At 63.1% G+C, this 24278-nt stretch carries 22 protein-coding genes and 2 tRNA genes; 19 read left to right on the top strand and 5 right to left on the bottom strand.

Translation table 11 applies throughout. The annotated features are described in order from the left end of the window. Positions 1-109: 109 nt before the first annotated feature. The 4 genes from B7X65_RS01830 to B7X65_RS01815 are packed head-to-tail and all read left to right on the top strand — an operon-like array spanning position 110 to position 5309. Positions 110-1948: an FAD-dependent oxidoreductase gene (locus tag B7X65_RS01830; RefSeq protein ID WP_293592277.1), complete on the top strand. Its 1839-nt coding sequence runs from the start codon at positions 110-112 to the stop codon at positions 1946-1948. Further along, positions 1945-3789, top strand: a complete 1845-nt coding sequence (locus B7X65_RS01825) for a 2-oxoacid:acceptor oxidoreductase subunit alpha (protein ID WP_293592276.1) — start codon at positions 1945-1947, stop codon at positions 3787-3789. The genes B7X65_RS01830 and B7X65_RS01825 overlap by 4 nt, the downstream gene beginning before the upstream one ends. Continuing rightward, the gene (locus B7X65_RS01820; RefSeq protein WP_293592275.1) at positions 3786-4841 is read left to right on the top strand and encodes a 2-oxoacid:ferredoxin oxidoreductase subunit beta; all 1056 of its coding nucleotides are present in this window, start codon (positions 3786-3788) and stop codon (positions 4839-4841) included. Before B7X65_RS01825 ends, B7X65_RS01820 begins: the two co-directional genes overlap by 4 nt. A gap of 27 nt (positions 4842-4868) precedes the next feature. After that, on the top strand, positions 4869-5309 hold the full coding sequence (locus B7X65_RS01815; protein WP_293592274.1) for a CBS domain-containing protein: 441 nt from the start codon (positions 4869-4871) through the stop codon (positions 5307-5309). A 9-nt stretch (positions 5310-5318) separates the two neighbouring features. On the opposite strand, the gene rsxB is transcribed toward B7X65_RS01815, so the two are convergent. After that, entirely contained in the window at positions 5319-5981 is a 663-nt protein-coding gene (gene rsxB / locus B7X65_RS01810; protein ID WP_293592273.1) for an electron transport complex subunit RsxB, read from the bottom strand. 27 nt (positions 5982-6008) lie between these two features. Continuing rightward, on the bottom strand, positions 6009-7403 hold the full coding sequence (phaZ, locus tag B7X65_RS01805) for a polyhydroxyalkanoate depolymerase (protein WP_293592272.1): 1395 nt from the start codon (positions 7401-7403) through the stop codon (positions 6009-6011). Positions 7404-7650: 247 nt separating this feature from the next. Between phaZ and ygiD the strand changes: the two genes are divergently transcribed. Next, positions 7651-8505, top strand: a complete 855-nt coding sequence (gene ygiD / locus B7X65_RS01800) for a 4,5-DOPA dioxygenase extradiol (protein ID WP_293592271.1) — start codon at positions 7651-7653, stop codon at positions 8503-8505. 20 nt (positions 8506-8525) lie between these two features. Continuing rightward, positions 8526-8891: a nuclear transport factor 2 family protein gene (locus B7X65_RS01795; RefSeq protein ID WP_293592270.1), complete on the top strand. Its 366-nt coding sequence runs from the start codon at positions 8526-8528 to the stop codon at positions 8889-8891. 85 nt (positions 8892-8976) lie between these two features. On the opposite strand, the gene B7X65_RS01790 is transcribed toward B7X65_RS01795, so the two are convergent. Together B7X65_RS01790 and B7X65_RS01785 are read right to left on the bottom strand one after the other, a co-directional pair. Further along, positions 8977-9552 carry a nucleotidyltransferase family protein gene (locus tag B7X65_RS01790; protein ID WP_293592269.1) on the bottom strand — a complete coding sequence of 192 codons (576 nt, stop codon included), beginning with the start codon at positions 9550-9552 and terminating at the stop codon, positions 8977-8979. 30 nt (positions 9553-9582) lie between these two features. Beyond that, positions 9583-10779, bottom strand: coding sequence for an amino acid aminotransferase (locus B7X65_RS01785; protein ID WP_293592268.1), 1197 nt, complete (start codon positions 10777-10779; stop codon positions 9583-9585). Positions 10780-10952: 173 nt separating this feature from the next. On the opposite strand from B7X65_RS01785, the gene uvrB reads away from it, so the two are divergent. From uvrB to B7X65_RS01735, 10 genes are all read left to right on the top strand, one after another. Beyond that, positions 10953-13055 (top strand): excinuclease ABC subunit UvrB, encoded by a 2103-nt coding sequence (gene uvrB / locus B7X65_RS01780; protein ID WP_293592267.1) that lies wholly within the window; start codon positions 10953-10955, stop codon positions 13053-13055. A gap of 265 nt (positions 13056-13320) precedes the next feature. Continuing rightward, positions 13321-13857: a Fe-S cluster assembly transcriptional regulator IscR gene (iscR, locus tag B7X65_RS01775; RefSeq protein ID WP_293592266.1), complete on the top strand. Its 537-nt coding sequence runs from the start codon at positions 13321-13323 to the stop codon at positions 13855-13857. 98 nt (positions 13858-13955) lie between these two features. Continuing rightward, entirely contained in the window at positions 13956-15173 is a 1218-nt protein-coding gene (locus B7X65_RS01770) for an IscS subfamily cysteine desulfurase (protein WP_293592265.1), read from the top strand. A 31-nt stretch (positions 15174-15204) separates the two neighbouring features. Continuing rightward, positions 15205-15591: a Fe-S cluster assembly scaffold IscU gene (gene iscU / locus B7X65_RS01765; RefSeq protein ID WP_293592264.1), complete on the top strand. Its 387-nt coding sequence runs from the start codon at positions 15205-15207 to the stop codon at positions 15589-15591. 25 nt (positions 15592-15616) lie between these two features. Next, positions 15617-15940 (top strand): iron-sulfur cluster assembly protein IscA, encoded by a 324-nt coding sequence (gene iscA, locus B7X65_RS01760; RefSeq protein WP_096665502.1) that lies wholly within the window; start codon positions 15617-15619, stop codon positions 15938-15940. 136 nt (positions 15941-16076) lie between these two features. Beyond that, a complete protein-coding gene (gene hscB, locus B7X65_RS01755; RefSeq protein WP_293592263.1) occupies positions 16077-16598 on the top strand; it encodes a Fe-S protein assembly co-chaperone HscB in 522 nt (173 codons plus the stop codon). 35 nt (positions 16599-16633) lie between these two features. After that, entirely contained in the window at positions 16634-18508 is a 1875-nt protein-coding gene (hscA, locus tag B7X65_RS01750; RefSeq protein WP_293592262.1) for a Fe-S protein assembly chaperone HscA, read from the top strand. A 19-nt stretch (positions 18509-18527) separates the two neighbouring features. Further along, on the top strand, positions 18528-18866 hold the full coding sequence (gene fdx / locus B7X65_RS01745) for an ISC system 2Fe-2S type ferredoxin (RefSeq protein WP_293592261.1): 339 nt from the start codon (positions 18528-18530) through the stop codon (positions 18864-18866). A gap of 40 nt (positions 18867-18906) precedes the next feature. Continuing rightward, positions 18907-19614, top strand: a complete 708-nt coding sequence (gene dnaQ / locus B7X65_RS01740; RefSeq protein WP_293592260.1) for a DNA polymerase III subunit epsilon — start codon at positions 18907-18909, stop codon at positions 19612-19614. A 34-nt stretch (positions 19615-19648) separates the two neighbouring features. Further along, positions 19649-19723 (top strand) — tRNA-Val (locus B7X65_RS01735). A gap of 248 nt (positions 19724-19971) precedes the next feature. Here the strand turns inward: B7X65_RS01735 and B7X65_RS01730 are convergent. Further along, positions 19972-20754 (bottom strand): 3-hydroxybutyrate dehydrogenase, encoded by a 783-nt coding sequence (locus B7X65_RS01730; protein ID WP_293592259.1) that lies wholly within the window; start codon positions 20752-20754, stop codon positions 19972-19974. A gap of 92 nt (positions 20755-20846) precedes the next feature. Here B7X65_RS01730 and B7X65_RS01725 point away from each other — a divergent pair, with 92 nt between their 5' ends. The 3 genes from B7X65_RS01725 to B7X65_RS01715 all read left to right on the top strand — a co-directional run bounded on the left by B7X65_RS01725 (position 20847) and on the right by B7X65_RS01715 (position 24232). After that, a complete protein-coding gene (locus tag B7X65_RS01725) occupies positions 20847-21746 on the top strand; it encodes an alpha/beta hydrolase (protein ID WP_293592258.1) in 900 nt (299 codons plus the stop codon). Between the two features lie 98 nt (positions 21747-21844). Then, positions 21845-24079, top strand: coding sequence for a bifunctional (p)ppGpp synthetase/guanosine-3',5'-bis(diphosphate) 3'-pyrophosphohydrolase (locus tag B7X65_RS01720; RefSeq protein WP_293592448.1), 2235 nt, complete (start codon positions 21845-21847; stop codon positions 24077-24079). 76 nt (positions 24080-24155) lie between these two features. Then, positions 24156-24232 (top strand) — tRNA-Val (locus tag B7X65_RS01715). Positions 24233-24278: the final 46 nt, after the last annotated feature.

Below are 24278 nucleotides of genomic sequence, written 5' to 3'. Positions count from 1 at the left end.
CAAAACGGAACTGAGGGATTCACCCGAGGGCGCTGTGCGCCGGGCCGGGCGTAAACTGGTCCGGCCTCCTGACCCGGTGGTGTTGCAGCGGGGCGAAGGAGACAGCGTTTTGCAGCCAACCAACGTAGCCCATCCGTCCTACTTCCACAAGGTCGTCGATTGCCAATGGGCCTGTCCCGCCCACACCCCCGTTCCTGAATACATACGCCTGATCGGCCAGGGTCGTTACACCGACGCCTACATGGTCAACTGGGTGTCCAACGTCTTCCCCGGCATTCTGGGCCGCACCTGCGACCGGCCCTGCGAGCCGGCTTGCCGCAGGGGCCGCGTCGAGGAGAACAACGGTGAGCAGCCGGAGCCGGTGGCCATCTGCCGCCTCAAACGGGTGGCCGCCGACATGAAAAACGATGTCCGCCAGCGCATGCCCCCGCTGGCGCCCAAAAATGGCAAGCGCATCGCCTGCATCGGTGCCGGCCCGGCCTCGCTGACGGTGGCGCGTGATCTGGCGCCCCTCGGTTATGAGGTTACGGTGTTTGACGGCGAGGCCAAGGCCGGTGGGTTCATCCGCACGCAGATCCCGCGTTTTCGCCTGCCCGAATCGGTGATCGACGAAGAAACCGGCTACATCCTGGACCTGGGCGTGAACTTCAAAAGCGGCCAGCGCATCGAGTCCATGAAAGGCCTGCTGGCCCAGGGCTACGACGCGGTGTTTGTCGGCTGCGGCGCGCCGCGCGGGCGCGACCTGAAGCTGCCGGGCCGTCAGGAGATCACGGAAAACATCCACATCGGCATCGACTGGCTGGCCTCGGTCTCTTTCGGCCACATCACCACGATTGGACAACGCGTGATTGTGCTTGGCGGCGGCAACACGGCCATGGACTGCTGCCGTTCGGCCAGGCGCCTGGGCGGCACCGACGTGAAGGTGATCGTGCGCAGCGGCTTCGACGAAATGAAGGCCTCCCCCTGGGAGAAAGAAGACGCCCAGCACGAGGGCATTCCCATCATCAACTTCCATGTGCCCAGGTCTTTTGAACACCGCCAGGGCAAGCTCACCGGCATGACTTTTGAAGTGGTCCAGGCGGTGTACGACGGCAACGGCAAACGCAGCCTGGTGCCGACAGGCGAGCCCGATGTGCTGGTCGAATGCGACTCGGTGCTGATCGCCGTGGGCCAGGAAAACGCCTTTCCCTGGATAGAGCGCGAGAGCGGCATCACGTTTGACGAGTGGGGCTTGCCGGTCCTGAACAAGGAGACTTTCCAGTCCAGCTTGCCGTCTGTCTTTTTCGGCGGCGATTCCGCCTTCGGTCCCAAAAACATCATCACGGCGGTGGCGCACGGGCATGAGGCTGCGGTGTCGATCGACCGCTTTCTGAACGGCGAGGACATCCGCCGCCGGCCCGACCCGATGACCAATCTGATGTCCACCAAGATGGGCATCCATGAGTGGAGTTACGACAACGACACCTCCAACGATGCCCGTTTCAAGGTGCCCTGGGCCAAGGCGGAAATTGCGCTGGCGAGCATACGGGTCGAGGTGGAGCTCGGTTTCGACGCCGCAACGGCCTTCAAGGAAGCCGGGCGCTGCCTGAACTGTGATGTACAGACGGTGTTCGCTGCGCCGGCCTGCATCGAATGTGACGCCTGTGTCGATATCTGCCCGATGGACTGCATCAGCTTCACCGTCAATGGCGACGAGGCCGATTTGCGCACGCGGCTGAAGGCACCGGCGCTGAACCTGGCGCAGGACCTCTATGTGTCGGGCGAACTCAAGACCGGGCGGGTGATGGTCAAGGACGAGGATGTCTGCCTGCATTGCGGCCTGTGTGCCGAGCGCTGCCCGACCGGGGCCTGGGACATGCAGAAATTTTTGCTGCAGACCACGCAGGCCGGGCCATCCTGTCGCGATGCCAACAAGGCTGCCAGCCGCGCCGCAGGAGTGCCCGCATGAAAAAACGAATTGAAGCCGTCAACGACTTTGTGATCAAGTTCGCCAACGTCAACGGTTCGGGCTCGGCCTCGGCCAACGAGCTGTTTGCCAAGGCCATTTTGCGCATGGGGGTGCCGGTGAGCCCGCGCAATATTTTCCCCAGCAACATCCAGGGCCTGCCGACCTGGTACGAGGCGCGTGTGAGTGACAAGGGCTACCAGGGCCGGCGCGGTGGCGTCGACATGATGGTGGCCATGAACCCGCAGACCTGGGACGCGGATGTGGCCGAGCTGGAACCGGGCGGCTACCTGTTTTACGACAGCACGCGGGCCCTGCCGGCGTCCAGCTTCCGCGACGACATCCATGTCATCGGCATGCCGCTGACCGAGATCTGCAACGCGGTCTACAGCGACCCGCGCCAGCGCCAGCTGTTCAAGAACATCGTGTATGTGGGCGCGCTGTCGGTGCTGCTGGAGATGGAGCCCGAGGTGCTTGAAAAGCTGTTCGGTGAGCAGTACAAGGGCAAGGAAAAGCTGCTCGCCTCCAACGTGCAGGCCCTGCACCTGGGCCGGGACTTCGCCAGCGAGCACCTGCAGGCGCCGCTGGGCATACGCGTGCAGCGCCGCGACAGGGTCGGCAACAGGATTTTTGTCGATGGCAACAGCGCCGCGGCGCTGGGCTGCGTTTATGGCGGCGCCACCGTGGCCGCCTGGTACCCGATCACACCGTCCTCCTCGGTGGCCGAGGCTTTCCAGTCCTATTGCGCCAAATACCGGGTGGACCCCGAGACCGGCCGACACAACTACGCCGTGGTGCAGGCCGAAGACGAAATTGCCTCCATCGGCATGGTGGTGGGCGCGGGCTGGAACGGCGCGCGCGCCTTCACCGCCACCTCGGGGCCCGGCGTGTCGCTGATGACCGAGTTCCTCGGGCTGGCCTATTTTGCCGAGATCCCTGTCACCATCATCAATGTGCAGCGCGGCGGGCCGTCCACCGGCATGCCGACCCGCACCCAGCAGGCCGACCTGATCTCCTGCGCCTATGCCTCGCACGGCGACACCAAACATGTGCTGCTGCTGCCGGAAGACCCGCACGAGTGTTTTGAACATGCGGCGGCGGCGCTGGACTTGGCCGACCGGCTGCAGACGCCGGTGTTTGTGATGACCGACCTCGACATCGGCATGAACCAGCGCCTGTGCGAACCCTTTGCCTGGGACGACAGCCGCAGCTATGACCGCGGCAAGGTGATGACGGCCGAGGAGCTGGAGGCCGGCAAGGACTTCGGCCGCTACAAGGATGTGGACGGCGACGGCATCCCCTGGCGCACCTTGCCGGGCACGCACCCCAGCAAGGGCAGCTATTTCACGCGCGGCACCACGCGCAATGCCTATGCCCAGTATTCCGAGCGCGGCCCGGACTACATCTACAACGTGCAGCGGCTGCTGAAAAAGTTCGAGACCGCGGCCACGCTGGTGCCGCAGCCGGTGTTGCGGCCCGCGGCGCGCCCGACCCGGCTGGGCGTGATTTATTTCGGATCCACCAGCCCGGCCATGAACGAGGCGCTCGATGTACTGACCGAGGCCGGCATCCACATTGATGCGCTGCGTCTGCGGGCCTTTCCGTTTCCTGCATCTGTGGCGCAGTTCATCGCCGCGCATGACAAGGTGTTTGTGGTCGAGCAGAACCGCGATGCACAGATGCATTGCCTGCTGGTCAACGAACTCGATGTCGATCCGGCGCGCCTGGTGCGGGTGCTGCATTACGACGGCACGCCGATCACCGCGCGTTTCATCACCGGTGCCATCACGCAGCAGGTGCAGGCCGGGGCGGCGGCACAACAAGTATCCAGGGAGCTGTCATGACCTATCTGGCCAAACCGCGGCTGCATCATCCTTCGCTGACCGTCAACAAGGTCGGCTACACCCGGCGGGACTACGAAGGCAAGATTTCCACGCTGTGCGCCGGCTGCGGGCACGACTCGATCTCGGCGGCCATCATCCAGGCCTGTTGGGAACTCGACATTGCACCGCACCGCGTCGCCAAACTTTCGGGCATAGGCTGCAGCTCCAAGACGCCGGACTATTTTCTCGGTGCGTCGCACGGCTTCAACACCGTGCATGGCCGCATGCCCTCAGTGCTGACCGGCGCCAACCTGGCCAACCGCGACCTGCTGTACCTCGGTGTCTCAGGGGACGGTGACTCGGCGTCGATCGGCCTGGGCCAGTTCGCCCACGCGATGCGGCGCGGCGTCAACATGGTGTATCTCGTCGAGAACAACGGCGTGTACGGCCTGACCAAGGGGCAGTTTTCGGCGACGGCGGACCAGGGCTCCAAAAGCAAGAAAGGCGTGGTCAACAGCGACAGCCCGGTGGACCTGGTAGCCCTGGCGCTGCAGTTGGGCGCGACCTACGTGGCGCGCGGGTTTTCGGGTGACAAGGCGCAGCTGGTGCCGCTGATCAAGGGAGCCATCGGTCATGGCGGTGCCGCCTTCATCGACATCATCAGTCCCTGCGTGGCCTTCAACAACCATGCCGGCAGCACCAAGAGTTACGACTACGTGCGCGAACACAACGAAGCCGTCAGCCGCATCGACTTCATCAGCGCGCGCGAGGAAATCACCACCAGCTACGCTCCCGGCGAGGTGATCGACGTGGTGCAGCACGACGGCTCCAGCCTGCGTTTTCGCAAGCTGCACGCCGACTACGATCCCACCGACCGTTATGCGGCCCTGAGTTACATGAACGCGCATCAGGCGCGTGGCGAAGTCGTGACCGGGCTGCTTTATGTCGACCCGCTGGCGACCGACCTGCATGTGGCGCTCAACACCAGCGATACAGCGCTGAACAAGCTGGATGCTCCGGCCCTGTGTCCGGGGGCGCGTGTGCTGGACAAGGTCAATTCATCCCTGCGTTAAACCGACTCGCTGGACAGGAGGACCCTCATGTCTGAACGTACCGTGTTTCAATCCATCCCGCGCCGGCATGTGGTGAGTTGCCCGCCGCAGGCCAGCGTCTGGCAGGCTGCCTGTGTGATGACCAAGGCCAACTGCGGCAGCGTGCTGATCATTGACGCTGCCGGCGTCATGCAGGGCATCCTGACCGAGCGTGACCTGATGACCCGCGTGCTGGCCAAGGCCCTGAATGCCAAAAAAACGCCGGTGTCCGAGGTGATGACACACAACCCGTTGTGTGTGGTGCCCGAGCTGACCGTGTCGGATGCCGTGTTGATCCTGCTGGAGCGCGGATTCCGGCATTTGCCGATTGTTTCGTCGGGCGGAAAAATCCTGGGGGTGTTCTCGATCCGTGATGCCTTGCCGCGCGAGATTGACAGCGCTGTCAGCCTGGCCGAGTTCCGGGACTCGGTCAATGACGCGCTGGGCTGAGAGAGCAGGCTAGCTGTTGCCTGCGTCGCGTCTGGCGCGCGAGCGTGCCAGCGCGGCTTCAATGATGGCGCGTTTCTGGTCCAGCACCACCGGGTCCGTGTGTTGTGAATGCCCGGGCCAGTCTGCCAGCGCGGCCTCGGCCTTTTCTTCAAGCCTTTTACGGTTTTTTCCCTCGTCCAGAATGCGTCGATAGCTATGAATTTCATAGCGTTTGCGGGCCAGCCCGGCGTCGGCTTCCGACCATGCAGCCCAGCCGGTACGCTCCCCCGTGACGTTTTCCAGGCTGATGCAATCCACGGGGCAGACCGGAATGCATAACTCACAACCGGTGCAGCAGGACTCGATCACCGTGTGCATGAGTTTGTTGCTGCCCATGATGGCGTCCACCGGGCAGGCGTCCAGGCACAGGGTGCAGCCTATGCACCAGTCCTCGTCGATGACGGCCATCTGGCGCGGGCCTTCGCTGCCGTTGTCGGGGTTGAGGGGGAGGGCGGGCCGGCCGGTGATCAGGGCCAGGCGCGCAATGCCTTCGGCGCCGCCGGGCGGGCACTGGTTGATCCCGGCCTCGCCATCGGCCAGGGCCTGCGCGTAGGCCGCGCAGTCGGGATAGCCGCAGCGTGTGCACTGCGTTTGCGGCAGTGCGGCATTGAGCCGCTCGGCGAGCAGGTTCACGACACGGCGCTCAGGATCGATGGTCGCTTACTTTTTGGCAGCGCTCTTTTTGGCGACGCTGCGGGTAGCTGGCTTGGGCGCCACCTTGACGGCTGGTTTGGCTACAGGCTTGGCTGCCTTCTTTGGAGTTGCCTTGACCTGTGCGGAAAGGGTGGGCCCCTGGTTGTGCTCAAGAATGAAAGCCTTGACTTGCGGATACACGATGTCGCGCCAGCGGCGGCCGCTGAAAATGCCGTAGTGGCCCGCGCCCTTGACTTCCAGGTGCTTCTGGCGTGCCTTGGGCACGTTGTAGCAAAGGCCGTGGGCCGCTTCGGTCTGGCCGGAGCCGGAAATGTCGTCGAGTTCGCCTTCGACCGTGAAGTGGGCCGTGGTGGTGATGTCCTCGGGGCGCACGCGCTCGAGCTTGCCTTGCCTGGACTTCACGTCCCAGGTGCCGTTGACCAGCTTGAACTCCTGGAACACGGTCTTGATGGTGTCCAGGTAGTAGTCGGCGTCCATGTCCAGCACGGCGTTGTATTCGTCGTAGAACCGGGTGTGGGCTTCGGTGCTGGCGTCGTCGCCCTTGATCAGGTCCTTGAAGTAGTCATAGTGGCTGGTGGCGTGGCGGTCGGGGTTCATTGCGACAAAGCCGGTGTGCTGCAAAAAGCCCGGGTAGACACGGCGACCGGCGCCTGCGAAGTTGCTCGGCACGCGATAGATCACGTTGTTTTCGAACCATTCGTAACTCTTGTTCATGGCCAGGTTGTTGACGGCCGTCGGCGATTTGCGCGCGTCGATGGGCCCGCCCATCATGGTCATGGACAGCGGCGTGGTTTCGCCCCGGCTGGCCATCAGCGAAATGGCGGCCAGCACCGGCACGGTCGGCTGGCACACGCTGATCACGTGGCAGTTGCCGTAGATGCCCTGCACGTGGGTGATGAATTCCTGCACGTAGTTGACGTAGTCGTCGAGCGCGAAGGCACCGTCGGACAGCGGCACGGTGCGGGCGTTTTTCCAGTCGGTGATGTAGACCTTGTGGTCCTTGAGCATGGTCTTGACGGTGTCGCGCAGCAAGGTGGCGTAGTGGCCCGACAGCGGCGCCACGATCAGCACGGCCGGCTGGCCCTTGAGTTTGGTCAGAGTGGCAGGATCATCGGTGAAACGCTTGAAGCGGCGCAGCTCGCAAAAGGGCTTGTCCACCTCGATGCGTTCATGCACGGCCACGCCGACGCCGTCGACATCCACCGTGGTCAGGCCGAAGGCCGGTTTTTCGTAGTCCTTGCCGAGGCGGTAAATCAGGCTGTAACCGGCGGCCGCCCGCTGCGCCAGCGGGCTTTGGCTCAAGGGTGACGTCGGGTTGTTGTAGAGCTTGGCGGCGGCCTGGGCGAAGTCGACAAACGGCTCCATCAGCGAACGCTGGGTTTCATAAACTTGATAAAGCATGGGCTGACCTTTGTACAACGATATGCTGCAGTGCAGCAAATAATAACAGGTGTGCTTACGATTAAATGGAGGGCAAACACCAATACGGAAGGGCCTGAAGACACTTCTTTTTGCCGTTCAATGGAAAATCTCACATGTCTGGCCGCTGGATGCCTGAAGATTGTCCCGGCAGGCCGGCGAAAAAACCTCAACAAAGCCACGCAAAGCGCCAGGGCCGCCGGCCCTGGCTTGTACCTGACGGATGTTTATGACCGAGACCACCAGCGCCCTGGCGCTTGACGACTTCACTTCACTGGAAAAATCGGACCGGATGCCGGTGTTGTTTGTCGGCCATGGCAGCCCCATGAACGCGATTGGCGACAACGAATACCGCCGTAGCTGGCAGGAACTGGGCGCAGCGTTCGGCAGCCAGTACCCGCCGCCGCAACTGGTGTTGTGCATTTCAGCCCATTGGCTGACCGAAGGCTGGTGGGTGACCGGCATGGCGCAACCCAGGACCATCCACGATTTCGGCGGTTTTCCGCAGGAGCTGTTCGATCAGCAGTACCCGGCGCCGGGCGCACCCGCCGCCGCACGCGAGATCAGCCGTTTTGTCAGGCAGCGCGCTTCGGCCCCGCTGGGGGTGGACCTCGACGCCTGGGGGCTGGACCATGGCGCCTGGTCGGTGCTCCAGCCCATGTTTCCGGCAGCGGACATTCCCGTGGTGCAGCTGAGCATGGACTACAGCCGCCCGCCCTCCGACCACTACGCGCTGGCGAAACAGCTCAAGGGCCTGCGCGAGCGTGGTGTGCTGATCGTGGGCAGCGGCAACATCGTGCACAACCTGCGCCAGGCGCAGCGCGGCGCGGCCGGCCACCAGGCCTATGATTGGGCGCTGGAGTTTGACCAGACCACCGGGGGCTACATTCAACAGGGCAACCTGGACGCGCTGCAGAACTTCCAGAAGCTGGGCCAGCTGGCGCTGATGGCGCACCCGACCCATGAACATTACCTGCCGCTGCTGTATGCGGCAGCGGCGGTGGACAGCAGTGAAGCACCGCGTTTTTTCAACACCAGTTTCCAGTTCGGCTCGATCTCCATGCGCTCCGTGATCTGGGGCTGAACCAGGAACCTACCCACACCATGCCAAGCCGCCAAACTGTCCAGGACTTCATCACACTGGTGGAGCAGGGCCAATACGTCGAGGCCATCGAGCAGTTTTATGCGCCCCACGCCAGCATGCAGGAAAACAGCCAGCCGCCCCGGCGCGGCCGCGACGCGCTGGTGACCTACGAGCGGGCCGTCATGGCCGCCTGCAGTGCGATGCGCACCTTGCCGGTGGACTCCTTCCTGGTCGACGGCGACTTCGTCGTGATCCACTGGGTCTTTGAGTTCACGCGTGTCTCAGGCTCGATGCTGCGCATCGACGAGCTGGCGCACCAGCGCTGGGAGGGCGACAAGATTGTGGAAGAGCGCTTTTTCTACGATCCGACAACGGTTGGCGCCTGATACCTGGCTGAAATGGCTGCCACGGCTGTCACTATCAAATAGATAGCTGCTTGCGCTTGTCCCATAAGGGTTACAGGCACTTTTTTCATAAATTATTGAAGGCTGCCGCGAGTGGCGCCGGGTCGGGCCGGCTCAGCCATTGCCAGCGTGCCTGGTAGTCCCGCACCTTGTTTTCATACAGGGGCCCATGGTCCACACGTGGGTTGGGGCTCAAGATGCCCCGGTACATGTCGTCCAGCCCATAGGGCGCGTAAACCTGTATGTAGCCGGCTTCCCGGCGCAAGCCGACGCTGGTGCTGCCCACCAGAAAACGGTCCACGCCTTCGCAGGCGTTTTTCAGCGGCAGGCAGGGCCGCCCGAAATACGCCGGGTACCAGGTGTGCACACGCGCCTGGTTCCTGACGTCGAGCTGGACGTCCAGGCCCGAAAAAAGCGCCTGCGCCTGCCGGTTGACGGCTTGCTCCGCCTCACCGGAAAGGTCCAGCGGGTCGAAGTAGAAAACATCGTAGTCGCGGATACCTGCGCCGGGGGCTCGGCCGTCCAGCAGGTTCCAGACGGTCTGGAACAGGCAACCTCCGACCAGCCAGGCGTCGGGCAACTGCAGCTCGGCCAGGCCGTCCAGCAGGGCCTGGTTGCAGGGGTTGCGCAGGGCATCCTGCACCAACCGCTGCGGCAGGCCTGCTCCGCCGATTTACATCACCTTGGCGATGGACGCGCAGACGTGGGCGATGTTGTGGCTGTTCAGCGCGGCCACACACATGCGGCCGGTGTCGGTGCCGTACACGCCGAATTCATTGCGCAGGCGCACCATCTGGTCTTTCGTCAGGCCGGAGTAGCTGAACATGCCGATCTGCTTGGTGATGAAGCTCATGTCTTCCTTCACGCCAGCAGCTTTCAGCCCGTCCACCAGCTTCTGGCGCATGTCCTTGATGCGCACGCGCATGTCGCCCAGCTCTTTTTCCCAGAGCGCGCGCAGTTCGGGGTTGTTCAGCACGTTGGCGACCACGGTGGCGCCATGGATCTGCGGGTTACTGTAGTTGGTGCGAATCACGATCTTGAGCTGCGACAGCACGCGATCGGCCTCGTCCTTGCTCTCGCACAGCACCGACAGGGCGCCGACGCGTTCGCCGTACAGGCTGAAGCTTTTGGAAAAGGACGTGGAGACAAAGAAGGAGAGGCCGGCGGCGACAAACTTGCCGATGACGGCGCCGTCTTCCTGGATGCCCTGGCCGAAGCCCTGGTAGGCCATGTCCAGGAAGGCCGTCAGCTGACGGGCCTTGACGGCAGCGATCACCTGGTCCCATTGCGCGCTGGTGATGTCGTAGCCGGTCGGGTTGTGGCAGCAGGCGTGCAGAACCACGATGGTGCCGGCGGGAGCGGCGTTCAGGGCCGCGAGCATGCCCTCGAAGTTGACACCGCGTTTAGCGGTGTCGTAGTAGGGGTAACTTTCCACGGTGAAGCCGGCCTGGGCGAACAGGGCGCGGTGGTTTTCCCAGCTCGGGTCGCTGATCAGGACCTTGGCGTTCGGGCTGAGTTTTTTCAGGAAGTCGGCGCCGATTTTCAGGCCGCCGGTCCCGCCTATGCCCTGGGCCGTGGCCACGCGGCCGCTTTTGACGGGCTCGCTCTCTAGACCGAACACCAGGGCCTTGACGGCCGCGTCATACGCGGCCACACCGTCCATGGGCAGGTAGCCGCGCGGCTTGGGCGATGCCATCATGGCCTTTTCAGCGGCCTGCACACACTGCAGCAGGGGCAGCTTGCCGTCATCGTCGTAATAAACGCCGACGCCGAGATTGACCTTGTTCGGGTTGGTGTCGGCATTGAATTGCTCGTTCAGGCCCAATATAGGGTCACGGGGGGCCATTTCGACGGCGGTGAAAAGCGACATGAAAATCCTCTAAAAGGGTGGTTTGTGGTTTTTAAACGGTCCGGCACGTCATCTGGTTTACCGGCTGCGACGCAGACAGCCGGCAGATCGGCGGCCCCAGGTGACGCCCGCCTGCCAAATGTCGTATTCTGTTCGGTTGCCCCAGATTTTAGCGGGCCAGGATTGAGTTTCTTATGCCAGAACTGATTGAAGTCATGCCCGAGTCCAGCGAAGCACCTGCCAACGGCCAATATGTGCGCTTTCCGGACTCGCCGTTCGAGCTTTTCATGCCTTACCCGCCGGCCGGTGACCAGCCGGTGGCCATTGAGCAACTTGTCGAGGGCCTCAACGATGGTGAGGTGTTTCAGACCCTGCTCGGTGTGACCGGCTCGGGCAAAACCTTCACCATGGCCAATGTGATCGCCCGGATGGGGCGGCCGGCCATCGTGTTTGCGCCCAACAAGACGCTGGCGGCGCAGCTGTACAGCGAGTTCCGCGAGTTTTTCCCGAAAAATGCGGTCGAGTATTTCGTCAGTTATTACGACTACTACCAGCCCGAGGCCTATGTGCCCCAGCGCGACCTGTTCATCGAGAAAGATTCGGCGATCAACGAACACATCGAGCAGATGCGCCTGTCGGCGACCAAAAGTGTGCTGGAGCGGCGCGACACCATCATCGTGGCGACGGTCAGCGCGATTTACGGCATTGGCGCGCCCGAGGACTACACCCAGATGCGTTTCATCGCGCGCGCCGGCGACAAGATGAACCAGCGCGACGTGATCTCGCGCCTGATACGCATGCAGTACGCGCGCAACGACCAGGACTTTGCGCGCGGCACCTTCCGCGTGCGTGGCGACGTGATCGACGTTTTTCCGGCGGAGCATTCCGAGCTGGCGATACGCATCGAGTTGTTCGACGACGAGATCGAGTCGTTGCAGCTGTTCGACCCGTTGACCGGGCGCATCCGCCAGAAGGTGCCGCGTTTTGTGGTCTACCCGAAAAGCCACTACGTCACGCCGCGCGACAAGGTCATGGCCGCGGTCGAAACCATCAAGCTCGAACTGTCCGAGCGCGTCAAGCAATTTGTCGGCGACGGCAAGCTGGTCGAGGCGCAACGCATCGAGCAGCGCACGCGCTTCGACCTGGAGATGCTCAGCGAAATCGGCCACTGCAAGGGTATCGAGAACTACACGCGTCACCTGAGCGGTGCGCCGCCGGGCTCGCCGCCCTCGACGCTGTGCGACTACCTGCCCAAAGACGCGATCATGTTTCTCGACGAGAGCCACGTGATGATCGGCCAGCTCAACGCCATGTACAACGGCGACCGCTCGCGCAAGACCACGCTGGTCGAATACGGTTTTCGCCTGCCCAGCGCGCTGGACAACCGGCCGCTGAAGTTCGAGGAGTTCGAGACCAAGATGCGGCAGGCCATTTTTGTGTCGGCCACGCCGGCGGCTTACGAGCAGCAGCATGCCGGCAAGGTGGTGGAGCAGGTGGTGCGGCCCACCGGGCTGGTGGACCCCGAGGTCGAAGTGCGGCCGGCCACCCACCAGGTCGACGACGTGTTGCAGGAAATCCGCATCCGTGTCGACAAGAATGAGCGGGTGCTGATCACCACCCTGACCAAACGCATGGCCGAGCAGCTGACCGACTACCTGACCGACAACGGCGTCAAGGTGCGTTACCTGCACAGCGACGTGGACACCGTCGAACGCGTGGAAATCCTGCGCGATTTGCGCCTGGGCACCTTCGACGTGCTGGTTGGCATCAATTTGCTGCGCGAAGGCCTGGACATTCCCGAGGTCAGCCTGGTCGCCATCCTGGACGCCGACAAGGAAGGGTTCCTGCGTGCCGAGCGCAGCCTGATCCAGACCATAGGCCGGGCAGCGCGCAACCTCAACGGCCAGGCCATCCTGTATGCGGACCGCATCACCGACTCCATGAGAAAGGCGATGGATGAGACCGAACGCCGCCGGAACAAACAGATTGCTTTCAACCTCGAACACGGGATCACGCCGCGCAGCATCGTCAAACGCATCAAGGACCTGATCGACGGCGTCTACAGCGAGAAATCCGGCAAGGAAGCGGAAAAGCTCGAACTGCAGAAGGCCCTTGTGGAGGACATGAGCGAGAAAGACATTGCTCGCGAAATCAAGCGGCTGGAAAAACAGATGATCGAACACGCCAAAAACCTGGAGTTCGAAAGGGCGGCCAGCGTCCGGGACCAGTTGCATGTGCTCAAGGCGCAGGCGTTTGGCGCGCCGGGTGTGGACAATGTGCCGCCGGTGGCGGGTTGAGGGCGAAGCGCGGAAGCAGGACTTTCGTCACGAATTTCGCTCTGTTTGTCTTGGACAAATAGGCTCGAGCGGTACAATGACGAGTGAATCGGTCGGGCTTCTGTGCTATACTTGACGAAAATAGTCAGGAACAAACAGAACAACAAAAGCCCTGCAGCCGATCAGGCCAACAGGCCGGGGCGGGTGGAGAAAAAGTTCCCTGTCAAGCCACAAGCTGACAGGGTGAGCCAAACGACAGTCAAGCCAACTTTTAAGGAGCTTGAAAATGCGCCTCACGACCAAAGGCCGCTTTGCGGTCACCGCGATGATTGACTTGGCCCTGCGCCAGAACAACGGCCCCGTTACCCTGGCCGCCATCAGCCAGCGCCAGCAGATTTCGCTGTCCTACCTTGAGCAGCTGTTCGGTAAACTGCGCCGCCATGAACTCGTCGAGTCCACCCGTGGCCCCGGCGGCGGTTATACGCTGGGCCGCAAGGCGGCTGACATCACCGTGGCCGACATCATTGTGTCGGTGGACGAACCCATCGACTCGACACAGTGTGGCGGCAAGGAAAACTGTCTCGGTGACGGTGGCCGCTGCATGACGCACGAATTGTGGGCCTCGCTGAACAGCCGCATGGTGGAATTTCTCGACTCCGTGACCCTGCAAAAGCTGGTCGACGACCAGCTGGCCAAAGGGGTGGTGGTTGAAAATACACCCATGATGAAGAAAGCCATCTTCACCGCGCCCGTGGCCAAGCCGATGCGCGTCAATGCGCCCAATTCGGTGTTTGCCCTGGGCAACGCGTTTTCGAAGTCCTGAGCGGTCCTGGTCTTGCTGGCCTGCGAGGGCCCGATTGCCGGAGACTGCCGTCCATTTTTTGATGCTGCCAGCCAGCCCTGAAATAAAAAGCTAGCCACATGGAAACCCCACACTTCCCCATTTACATGGACTACAGCGCCACGAACCCGTGTGACCCGCGGGTGGTGGACGCCATGATTCCCTGGTTGCGCGAGCATTTCGGCAATCCCGCTTCGCGCAGCCATGCCTGGGGCTGGGAGGCCGAAGCCGCCGTGGAAAAAGCCCGCGAGCAGGTGGCCGAGCTGATCGGTGCCGACCCGCGCGAGATCGTCTGGACCAGCGGTGCGACCGAGTCCAACAACCTGGCGCTCAAGGGCGCCGCGCATTTCTACAAGTCCAAAGGCAAACACCTGATCACGGTCAAGACCGAGCACAAGGCCGTGCTCGACACCTGCCGCGAGCTGGAGCGCCAGGGGTTTGAGGTGACCTACCTCGACGTGCAGGCCGATGGCCTGCTCGACCTGGAGGTGCTGAAGGCGGCGATCCGCCCCGACACCATCATTGTCAGCGTCATGTTCGTCAACAACGAGATTGGCGTCATCCAGGACATCCCCGAGATTGGCGCCCTGTGCCGCGAAAAAGGCATCATTTTCCATGTGGACGCGGCGCAGGCCACCGGCCGGGTGGATATCGATCTTGCGACCTTGCCGGTCGACCTGATGAGCCTGACCTCGCACAAGACCTACGGTCCCAAAGGCATAGGCGCGCTGTATGTGCGGCGCAAGCCGCGCGTGCGGCTGGAGGCACAGATGCACGGTGGCGGCCACGAGCGCGGCATGCGGTCCGGCACCTTGCCGACGCACCAGTGTGTGGGCATGGGCGAGGCCTACCGCATTGCCAGGGCGGAAATGCACGACGAAAACCAGCGTATCCGTGCCCTGCATGAGCGCATGCTGGCGGGTCTGAAAGACGTGGAAGAGGTCTTCCTTAATGGCCATGCCGACAAGCGTGTGCCGCACAACCTCAACATGAGTTTCAACTATGTCGAGGGTGAGTCCCTGATCATGGGCATCAAGGGCCTGGCAGTGTCCAGTGGTTCGGCCTGTACTTCGGCCAGCCTCGAGCCCAGCTATGTGCTGCGCGCCCTGGGCCGCAGCGACGAACTGGCCCACAGCAGCCTGCGCATGACCATAGGCCGCTGGACCACCGAAGAAGAGATTGATTACGCCGTCGCGACGATCAAGGAAAATGTCGCCAAACTGCGTGACCTGTCGCCACTCTGGGAAATGTTCAAGGATGGCGTGGATCTGTCCACCATCCAGTGGGCTGCTCACTAAGCAGCGCAAACAGCTTGAAGAGGTAAACAAAATGGCATACAGCGAAAAAGTGGTGGACCACTATGAAAACCCCCGCAACGTCGGCTCGTTTGAAAAGGGCGACGACACGGTAGGCACCGGCATGGTCGGTGCACCGGCCTGCGGCGACGTCATGAAGCTGCAGATCAAGGTCAACCCGCTGACGGGCGTGATTGAAGACGCGCGTTTCAAGACCTACGGCTGCGGCTCGGCGATTGCGTCGAGTTCACTCGTGACCGAGTGGGTCAAGGGCAAGACCCTGGACGAAGCGGCAAGCATCAAGAACAGCGCCATTGCCGAAGAACTGGCCCTGCCGCCGGTGAAAATCCATTGCTCCATCCTCGCCGAAGACGCCATCAAGGCGGCCGTCAGCGACTACAAGCTGAAGCACGCCCATTAACCTTTATTGACCTGCGAAGCTTTCCATGTCCGTTACCCTCACCGACGCCGCAGCACGTCACGTCACCCGCTACATGGCCAAACGCGGCAAGGGCGTGGGTGTTCGCCTGGGCGTCAGAACCACCGGCTGCTCCGGCCTGGCTTACAAACTCGAATATGCCGACGAGATAGCGCCTGAAGACGTGGTGTTTGAAGACAACGGTGTGAAGGTGCTGGTGGACCCGAAAAGCATGGCTTACATCGACGGCACCCAGCTCGACTTCGTGCGTGAAGGCCTCAATGAGGGTTTCAAGTTCATCAATCCCAATGAGCGTGACCGCTGTGGGTGCGGCGAATCTTTTCGGGTGTGAAGCTACTGCGCAGGCGTGATCGAGGCGCGGGCAGTGCTCGCCATCCTCACGTACCTGAAGTACGTTCCGGTTGCTGCGCTCCGTGCGCCTAGCCTGACGCCCGCTACGCTTTTCATCACGAAACCAGATTCTTCCAGTGGCGACTCTTCAATCCACCGATTTCGAACTTTTTGACGTGCCTGTGCAGTTTGCGCAGGACAGTGCCGTTCTCGACGCGCGCTGGAAAGAGCTGCAGCGCGAGGCGCATCCCGACCGGTTTGCGGCGCAGGGCGCTGCCGCCCAGCGCCTGGCCATGCAGTGGTCGGTGCGCATCAACGAGGCCTACCAGCGGCTGAAGAACCCGCTCAAACGTGCGATGTACCTCTGCGAGCTGCACGGCGCGCCCATCCAGGCCGAGAGCAACACGGCCATGCCCCCGGATTTCCTGATCCAGCAGATGCAGTGGCGTGAAGCGCTGGAAGAGGCCGAGGGCCTTGACAGTCTGGAAGAAATCGCCGCCCAGACCCTGGACAGCAAGCGCGAGCAGCTATCAAAAATAGAGCATTCGCTGGACCGGGAGAAAGACTTTCCGGCCGCCGCCCGGCAGGTGAGAAGCCTTATGTTTATTGAGCGCTTTGGCAGCGAGATTGATGCGCGCATCGACTCGCTGGGACAATAGCCTGTCACAGACCTCCAGCGCGACCCCACACATTCATGGCCTTACTGCAAATTTCCGAACCCGGACAGACTCCCGATCCGCACCAGCGGCGCATCGCCATCGGCATTGACCTGGGCACCACCCATTCGCTGGTGGCCAGCGTGCGCAGCGGCGTGGCCGAATGCCTTCCCGATGCACTGGGCCGCGTGTTGCTGCCCAGTGTGGTGCGTTACCTGGTGGACGACAAGGGCGTCACCAGCCGCCAGATCGGTTTCGACGCGCTGGCCGCGCAGGTGCAGGATCCGCAAAACACCATCGCCTCGGTCAAGCGCCTGATGGGCCGCGGCATGGAGGACATCGTCAACCGCGCGCAATTGCCTTACCAGCTGATCGACCAGCCCGGCATGGTCACGCTGCAAACCGTGGCCGGTGAAAAAAGCCCGGTCGAAGTCAGTGCCGAGATCCTGGCGACGCTGCGTTACCGGGCGGAAGACAGCTTTGACGACGAGATTTTCGGCGCGGTCATCACGGTGCCGGCGTATTTTGACGACGCCCAGCGGCAGGCCACCAAGGATGCCGCGCAACTGGCCGGGCTCAACGTGCTGCGCCTGATCAACGAGCCGACCGCGGCGGCCATCGCCTACGGTCTGGACAACGCCAGCGAAGGGGTTTACGCGATTTATGACCTCGGCGGCGGCACCTTCGACATTTCCATTCTGCGCCTGACGCAGGGCGTGTTTGAAGTCGTGGCCACCGGCGGTGACTCGGCGCTGGGCGGCGACGACTATGACCGCGCGCTGGTCGAGTGGGTGCTGGTCAAGGCAGGCCTGGCCGCCGACACGCTCACGCCGGGCGACAAAGCCGCCTTGCTGCAGGCTGCCCGGGCCTGCAAGGAGGCCTTGTCTGCTACCGATTCGGTAGCATTCTCCGCCCGCCTGGCAAGGGCTAACGTGCAATTTGACATGAAGGCCGCGGACTTTGAAGCCGCCACGGCCGGGCTGACCCAGCGCACACTGACGGTGGCGCGCAAGGCCTTGCGCGACGCCGGGCTGGGCAAGGATGAGGTCCAGGGCGTGGTGCTGGTGGGCGGGTCCACGCGTATGCCCCAGGTGCGCCGTGCCGTTGCCGGCCTGTTTGGCCGCGAGCCCCTGACCAACCTCAACCCTGATGAAGTGGTCGCTTTGGGCGCCGCCATTTCGGCCAACCAGCTGGCCGGCAACAGCACCGGCAGCGACCTGCTGCTGCTCGACGTGATCCCGCTGTCGCTGGGCATCGAAACCATGGGTGGCCTGGTCGAACGCATTGTGCCGCGCAACCAGACCATCCCGACCGCGATGGCGCAGGACTTCACCACCTACCAGGACGGCCAGACCGCGCTGGCCCTGCATGTGGTGCAGGGTGAGCGCGACCTGGTGGCCGACTGCCGCAGCCTCGCGCGGTTCGAGCTGCGCGGCATTCCGCCGATGGCCGCGGGCGCGGCGCGCATCCGTGTGACCTTCACCGTGGACGCCGATGGCCTGCTCAGCGTCAGCGCCAGAGAGCAGGGCAGCGGCGTGGAGGCGCGGATCGATGTGAAACCATCGTATGGCCTGTCCGACGCCGACATAGCCCGCATGCTGCAGGAGAGTTTTTCGACGGCCCAGCAGGACATGCAGGCGCGCGCGCTGGCCGAGGCGCAGGTCGATGCCGACCGCATGATCCTGGCGACCCGCAGTGCGCTCGATGCCGATGCCGACTTGTTGCCTCCAGAGGAAAAAGCGGAGATCGACCGCCTGATGGCCGAGCTGGCGGCCATCCGGCAGCAGGGCGACGCCGCCCAGATCGAAGCCGCCATCAAGGCCCTGGCTGCCGGGACTGAAAACTTTGCGGCCCAGCGCATGAACCGGGGCATCCGCCAGGCCCTGGCCGGAAAAAACATAGCGACGGTCTGAACCACGGACCGAACACACCATGCCCATCATCAAAATACTGCCCCATCCTGAATACTGTCCCAACGGTGCCGAAGTGTCCGCGCCTGCCGGCACGTCCATCTGCGAGGCGCTGCTCGACAACAACATCAACATCGAACACGCCTGCGACATGAGCTGCGCCTGCACCACCTGTCACGTCATCGTGCGCGAAGGGATGCGCTCGCTCAACGAGATGGATGAGAGCGAGGAAGACCTGCTGGACCGAGCCTGGGGCCTGGAGCCCAACTCGCGCCTGAGCTGCCAGGCCATCGTGGCGCAAGCCGACCTGACAGTCGAGATTCCCAAATACTCCATCAACCACGCCAAGGAAGTGCACTGAGCTGCACCCTGGCGCAAGTGTTGGAGGGATAATCCACGACATGCGCCAAATCGTTCTAGACACTGAAACCACCGGTCTGTCCGCTGAAAACGGCGACCGCATCATCGAAATCGGCTGCGTTGAGCTGATTGGCCGCAAGCTCACCGGCAACAACAAGCACTTCTACCTGAACCCCGAGCGCGACAGCCACGAGGACGCGCTCAAGGTGCACGGCATCAGCAACGAGTTCCTGCAGGACAAGCCCAAATTTCCGGCCATCGCCGACGAGTTGCTGGCTTATCTGGAGGGGGCCGAGGTCATCATCCACAACGCGCCTTTCGACATCAGTTTCCTGGACAAGGAGCTGGAGCTGATGGGGCGTGCGTCGATCCGCAACTGCGTGGCCAAGGTCACCGACAGCCTGATGATGGCCAAGGAGCTGTATCCCGGCAAACGCAATTCGCTCGACGCGCTGTGCGATCGCCTGGACGTCGACAACTCGGGCCGCACACTGCACGGCGCTTTGCTCGACGCCGAGCTGCTGGCCGACGTTTACATCAACCTGACGCGCGGTCAGAATTCGCTGGTGATGGACCTGGGCGGCAGCACGCAGGAGGGAGGCGTCGCCGTAGCGATGGACCTCAGCGGTTTTGATTTGCCGCTGCTGCTGGCCAACGATCAGGAGATCGCCGCCCACGAAAGCCTGCTGGCGGACATCGATAAAAGCAGCAAAGGCAAAACTGTCTGGCGCGAACTGGCCGATGCGTGACAAAAACCCCTTATAATCTGAGGCTGACCAAACAGGGCGGTTAGCTCAGGGGTAGAGCACTGCATTCACACTGCAGGGGTCGCAAGTTCGAAACTTGCACCGCCCACCAGAATTGAAGCCCCAAGTCGCTTGCGACTTGGGGCTTTTTCTATGGCCGGCGCTATCAGGCATGCCTCCGATTGACCAGCAGAAACCAGCTGTGCAGGCATGGCGCGAGCAGATTGAATTCGCTATGAAATGAATAGCTGTTGGCGCAATACCATCAAGGGCTGGGTGGCGATTTGGCTTTATTTCTTGACGCATGCAGGGCTGGCGGAATCCTGCCGCCAGCCTGGCGCGTCTTGGGGTTGCGGCGTTTTACTGCGCTGCCCACCCGCCGTCCATGTTCCACGCCACGCCGCGCACATTGTTGCCGGCCGGCGAGCAGAAAAACACCGCCAGCGCGCCCAGTTCCTCCGGCGTGGTGAACTGCATCGAGGGTTCTTTTTCGCCCAGCAGTTGCTGTGTGGCCTGTTCGTTGGAGATGCCGCCGGCGGCGGCTTTGGCGTCCACCTGTTTTTGCACCAGCGGCGTCAGCACCCAGCCCGGGCAGATCGCGTTGCAGGTAACGCCGGTGGTGGCGCTTTCGAGGGCCGTGACCTTGGTCAGGCCGACGATGCCGTGTTTGGCGGCAACATACGCGGATTTTTCAGCCGAGCCGACCAGGCCGTGCACCGAAGCGACGTTGATGATGCGGCCCCAGCCCTTGCCGCCATTGGCGGCCAGCATGGCCGGCAGGGCCAGCCGTGTGGCGTGGAAGGCGCTGCTCAGATTGATCGCCAGGACGGCGTCCCAGCGCTCCACGGGAAAGTTCTCGATTCGGGCCACATGCTGGATGCCGGCATTGTTGACCAGGATGTCCACCTGGCCGAATTGCGTCGCGGCAAACGTCATCATGGCTTCGATCTCGGAGGGCTTGCTCATGTCGGCACCGTGGTAGGCCACTTTCACGCCCAGCGCGGCAATTTCCGCCTTGGGGCCTTCGGCGTCGCCGAAACCGTTGAGCACGATGTTGGCCCCCTGCGCCGCCAGCGCCTTGGCGATCCCCAGGCCGATGCCGCTGGTGGAGCCGGTCACGAGTGCAGTTTTACCTTTGAGCATGAAGTTTTCTCCGGATGATTTACGATGCCTGTCAGACGCTGAAAAACAGCGGCTCGGGCAATTATCAAGCCTGCAACCCGGATTCCCTGGCCATGACTGAACCTACGCTGAACTACGTATCCTGCCCCGACGTTTCGGGAGGGCACCGCATGGCGTACTGGGAGTGGGGCGATCCGGCCAACCCGCATGTGGTGCTGTGTGTTCATGGCCTGTCGCGCCAGGGCCGGGATTTCGATGTGCTGGCAGAGTACCTGTCGGACGAGGTCCGCGTTGTCTGCCCCGACGTGGCCGGCCGCGGCCGCAGCGACTGGCTCCAGGACCCCATGGGCTACCAGATTCCGCAGTACGCCGCCGACATGATGGCACTGCTGGCGCACCTCCATCAGCAAGCGCCGGTCACGACGCTGGACTGGGTTGGCACCAGCATGGGTGGCCTGATCGGCATGGCCATTGCCGGCCAGCCCGAGCTGCCCCTGCCGGCGCCGGTGCGCAAGCTGGTCCTCAACGACGTGGGGCCGGCCATCGAGTGGCAGGCCATCACGCGGATTGCGGCCTACCTCGGCAAAGCCGGCCACTTCGCCTCGCTGCAGCACGCGGCCGACGCGATGTGGGCGATCTCGACCAGCTTTGGCCCGCACACGCCCGAGCAATGGCTGGCGCTGTCGCGCCACATGGTCAAGCCTGTGCCCGGTGCCACCGATGGCAGCGTGATGCTGCATTACGACCCGGCGATTGCGGTGCCGGTCCGGGCGACGACCGAAGCTTCGGCGCGCGACGGTGAAGCCTTGTTGTGGCAACTTTTTGACAACATTCGGGCGCCGACACTGGTCGTGCGCGGCGCACAATCGGATCTGCTCAGCCGCGTCACGGCGCAGGCCATGATGCAGCGCGGTCCCCGGGCCCGCCTGGTGGAGTTTGAAGGGGTCGGGCATGCACCGACCCTGGTGGCGATGGATCAGGTCAGCACGGTGGGCGATTTTCTTCTTGTCTGAAATTTTTTATTGAAAAGCTGCCTGTGACGAAACATGCCGGGGCCGGGCCGGGCGCCCCGCCCAAATCGCCGTTGAAGCCCCAGACGGCCGCGGCGCCCATGACGCCCATGACACCGCTACCCAATGCGTCCATCGTGACGGCCACGGCGGACAGCCTGCCGGACCAGCCGCATGCGCTGGCCCGCGCCAGGGCCTTTGCCGAGCCGCTGATCGCCAGTGAAACGCTGGACACCGGTGAAAACATCCTGGCCCATGCGGATGCTGTCGCAGCCATTCTCAAGGCCATTGGCGGCTCCGAGGCCATGCAGGCCGCCACCTACCTCGTTCACGCCTGCGCGCACCTGAACAAGCCGCAGGAGGTGATTGCCAAGGCTTTCGGCGTCAACTTCGCCGCCCTGGCCATGGAGACCACCAAGCTCGTCCATGTGCAGAAGCAGGCCCGCGCCGCCGATGCCAGGGCGCAGCTGGAAGACCCGGCAGCGCAGACTGAAAACGTGCGCAAGATGCTGCTGGCGTTCTCGCGCGATCTGCGGGTGGTCATGCTGCGCCTCGCGTCCCGGCTGCAGACGCTGCGTCACTTTGCGGCCATACGGCAACCATGCCCGCTGGCCGTGGCGCGCGAGTCGCTCAACGTTTTTGCACCGCTGGCCAACCGGCTGGGCATCTGGCAGATCAAGTGGGAAATGGAAGACCTGGCCTTCCGCTTTCTGGAGCCGGACACTTACAAAAGCATTGCCCGCCTGCTCGATGAAAAACGCGCCGGGCGCGAGGTGTTCATGGAGGCGCTGCGCGCCCAGCTGGAACGCGACCTGAACAGCAACGGCATTGCCGCGCTGGTGCAGGGCCGGCCCAAACACATCTACAGCATCGTCAAGAAGATGCGCGGCAAGGGTCTCGATTTTGACCAGGTCTTCGACATCCGCGCCCTGCGTGTGATCGCCGCCGACGTCAAGGGCTGCTACGCGGCACTCGGGTTTGTGCACTCGCATTTCACGCCGGTGGAGGGTGAATTCGACGATTACATCGCCAAGCCCAAATCCAACGGCTACCAGTCGCTGCACACGGTGGTGCGCGATGCGCAGCAACGGGCGGTAGAGATCCAGATCCGCACGCAGGCCATGCACGACCATGCCGAGCATGGCGTGGCCGCCCACTGGGCCTACAAGGAGGCCGGCGCCAAGGGTTACAGCGGCGTGTCGGCCAGCAGCGAGTACGACGCAAAAATTGCCGTGTTGCGGCAGTTGCTGGCCTGGGAGCGTGACCTGTCGGGGCCGGTGGCGGCCAGGGCGCGCGACGCCAACCAGGGCCTGTTCGAAGACCGCATCTATGTCCTGACGCCGGACGCGGCCGTTGTCGAACTGCCGCAGGGCGCGACGGCGCTCGACTTTGCCTACAGCGTGCACACCAGCCTGGGCCACCGCTGCCGCGGCGCACGCATCGACGGCGCCATGGTGCCGCTGAACACGCCGCTGCAGAACGGGCAGACGGTGGAGGTCGTCACCACGAAGGAGGGCGGCCCGTCGCGCGACTGGCTCAACCCCGAACTCGGCTTTCTGGCCAGCCACCGCGCGCGGTCGAAAGTGCGTGCCTGGTTCAATGCCCAGGCCATGGCCCAGACGGTGGCGCGCGGACGCGAGGCGGTGGAAAAGCTGCTGCAGCGCGAGGGCAAGACCGCGATGAAACTCGAGGATGTCGCGACGCAGCTGGGCTTCAAAAGCGCCGAGGATCTGTTTGAAGTGGTGGGCAAGGACGAGCTGTCGCTGCGCACCATCGAGAACATGCTCAAGCCGCCCGAGCCGCCACCCACGCAGGACGACTACGTGCTGGCCAAAAAAGCCCGCCAGCATGACAAGTCGTCCGAGCGCGCACGCAAGGGCGGAGTGCTGGTGGTCGGCATCGACTCGCTGCTCACGCAGCTGGCCAGGTGCTGCAAGCCGGCACCGCCCGATGCGATTCTCGGTTTTGTGACCAAGGGCAAGGGCGTGAGCATCCACCGCAGCGATTGCAGCAACTTCAGGAACATGGCCAGCGGCAGCCCCGACCGCGTGATCGAAGTGCAATGGAGCCAGCCCAAAAGCAGCGAGGGCTCGGTGTACCCGGTGGATGTGGCCGTGGAAGCGGCGGACCGGCAGGGCCTGCTGCGCGATATTTCGGAAGTGTTTGCGCGGGAAAAAATGAACGTCATCGGCGTGCAGACCACCTCGGTCAAGGACAACCGCGGCGGCACGGCCTGGATGACTTTCACGGTGGAGGTGGCCAACTCGGGCCGGCTCAACCAGGTGCTGGCCATCGTCGCCGAGGTCAACGGCGTGCGTTCGGCGCGCAGGCGCTGATTTGTCGGCAAAAAAATCGGCGAGGGCGCAAAAGGCCGGGTTTGCCCTGCTACAATGACGAGGTCGAACAGTCCTTAGGCGCGTAGCTCAGCTGGTTAGAGCACCACCTTGACATGGTGGGGGTCGTTGGTTCGAGTCCAATCGCGCCTACCAATTTCCTGAAGTTGTTTTCCTGTCAGCCGTGCATCCCACGGTTCAC

It is taken from the genome of Polaromonas sp. 39-63-25 (genome assembly GCF_002278925.1).
GTDB lineage: Bacteria > Pseudomonadota > Gammaproteobacteria > Burkholderiales > Burkholderiaceae_C > Polaromonas.
This window is presented reverse-complemented; position numbering and strand designations above follow the sequence as displayed.

Excerpts from the sequence above, each read along its gene's own strand:
- ygiD (WP_293592271.1), top strand. The coding sequence starts at position 7,651 with ATGACCGAGACCACCAGCGCCCTGGCGCTTGACGACTTCACTTCACTG.
- B7X65_RS01720 (WP_293592448.1), top strand. The coding sequence starts at position 21,845 with ATGACGCCCATGACACCGCTACCCAATGCGTCCATCGTGACGGCCACG.
- iscA (WP_096665502.1), top strand. The coding sequence starts at position 15,617 with ATGTCCGTTACCCTCACCGACGCCGCAGCACGTCACGTCACCCGCTAC.
- B7X65_RS01820 (WP_293592275.1), top strand. The coding sequence starts at position 3,786 with ATGACCTATCTGGCCAAACCGCGGCTGCATCATCCTTCGCTGACCGTC.
- B7X65_RS01770 (WP_293592265.1), top strand. The coding sequence starts at position 13,956 with ATGGAAACCCCACACTTCCCCATTTACATGGACTACAGCGCCACGAAC.
- B7X65_RS01725 (WP_293592258.1), top strand. The coding sequence starts at position 20,847 with ATGACTGAACCTACGCTGAACTACGTATCCTGCCCCGACGTTTCGGGA.
- iscR (WP_293592266.1), top strand. The coding sequence starts at position 13,321 with ATGCGCCTCACGACCAAAGGCCGCTTTGCGGTCACCGCGATGATTGAC.
- B7X65_RS01795 (WP_293592270.1), top strand. The coding sequence starts at position 8,526 with ATGCCAAGCCGCCAAACTGTCCAGGACTTCATCACACTGGTGGAGCAG.
- B7X65_RS01730 (WP_293592259.1), bottom strand. The coding sequence starts at position 20,754 with ATGCTCAAAGGTAAAACTGCACTCGTGACCGGCTCCACCAGCGGCATC.
- phaZ (WP_293592272.1), bottom strand. The coding sequence starts at position 7,403 with ATGCTTTATCAAGTTTATGAAACCCAGCGTTCGCTGATGGAGCCGTTT.
- B7X65_RS01825 (WP_293592276.1), top strand. The coding sequence starts at position 1,945 with ATGAAAAAACGAATTGAAGCCGTCAACGACTTTGTGATCAAGTTCGCC.
- B7X65_RS01815 (WP_293592274.1), top strand. The coding sequence starts at position 4,869 with ATGTCTGAACGTACCGTGTTTCAATCCATCCCGCGCCGGCATGTGGTG.
- B7X65_RS01785 (WP_293592268.1), bottom strand. The coding sequence starts at position 10,779 with ATGTCGCTTTTCACCGCCGTCGAAATGGCCCCCCGTGACCCTATATTG.
- hscA (WP_293592262.1), top strand. The coding sequence starts at position 16,634 with ATGGCCTTACTGCAAATTTCCGAACCCGGACAGACTCCCGATCCGCAC.
- uvrB (WP_293592267.1), top strand. The coding sequence starts at position 10,953 with ATGCCAGAACTGATTGAAGTCATGCCCGAGTCCAGCGAAGCACCTGCC.
- fdx (WP_293592261.1), top strand. The coding sequence starts at position 18,528 with ATGCCCATCATCAAAATACTGCCCCATCCTGAATACTGTCCCAACGGT.
- dnaQ (WP_293592260.1), top strand. The coding sequence starts at position 18,907 with ATGCGCCAAATCGTTCTAGACACTGAAACCACCGGTCTGTCCGCTGAA.
- iscU (WP_293592264.1), top strand. The coding sequence starts at position 15,205 with ATGGCATACAGCGAAAAAGTGGTGGACCACTATGAAAACCCCCGCAAC.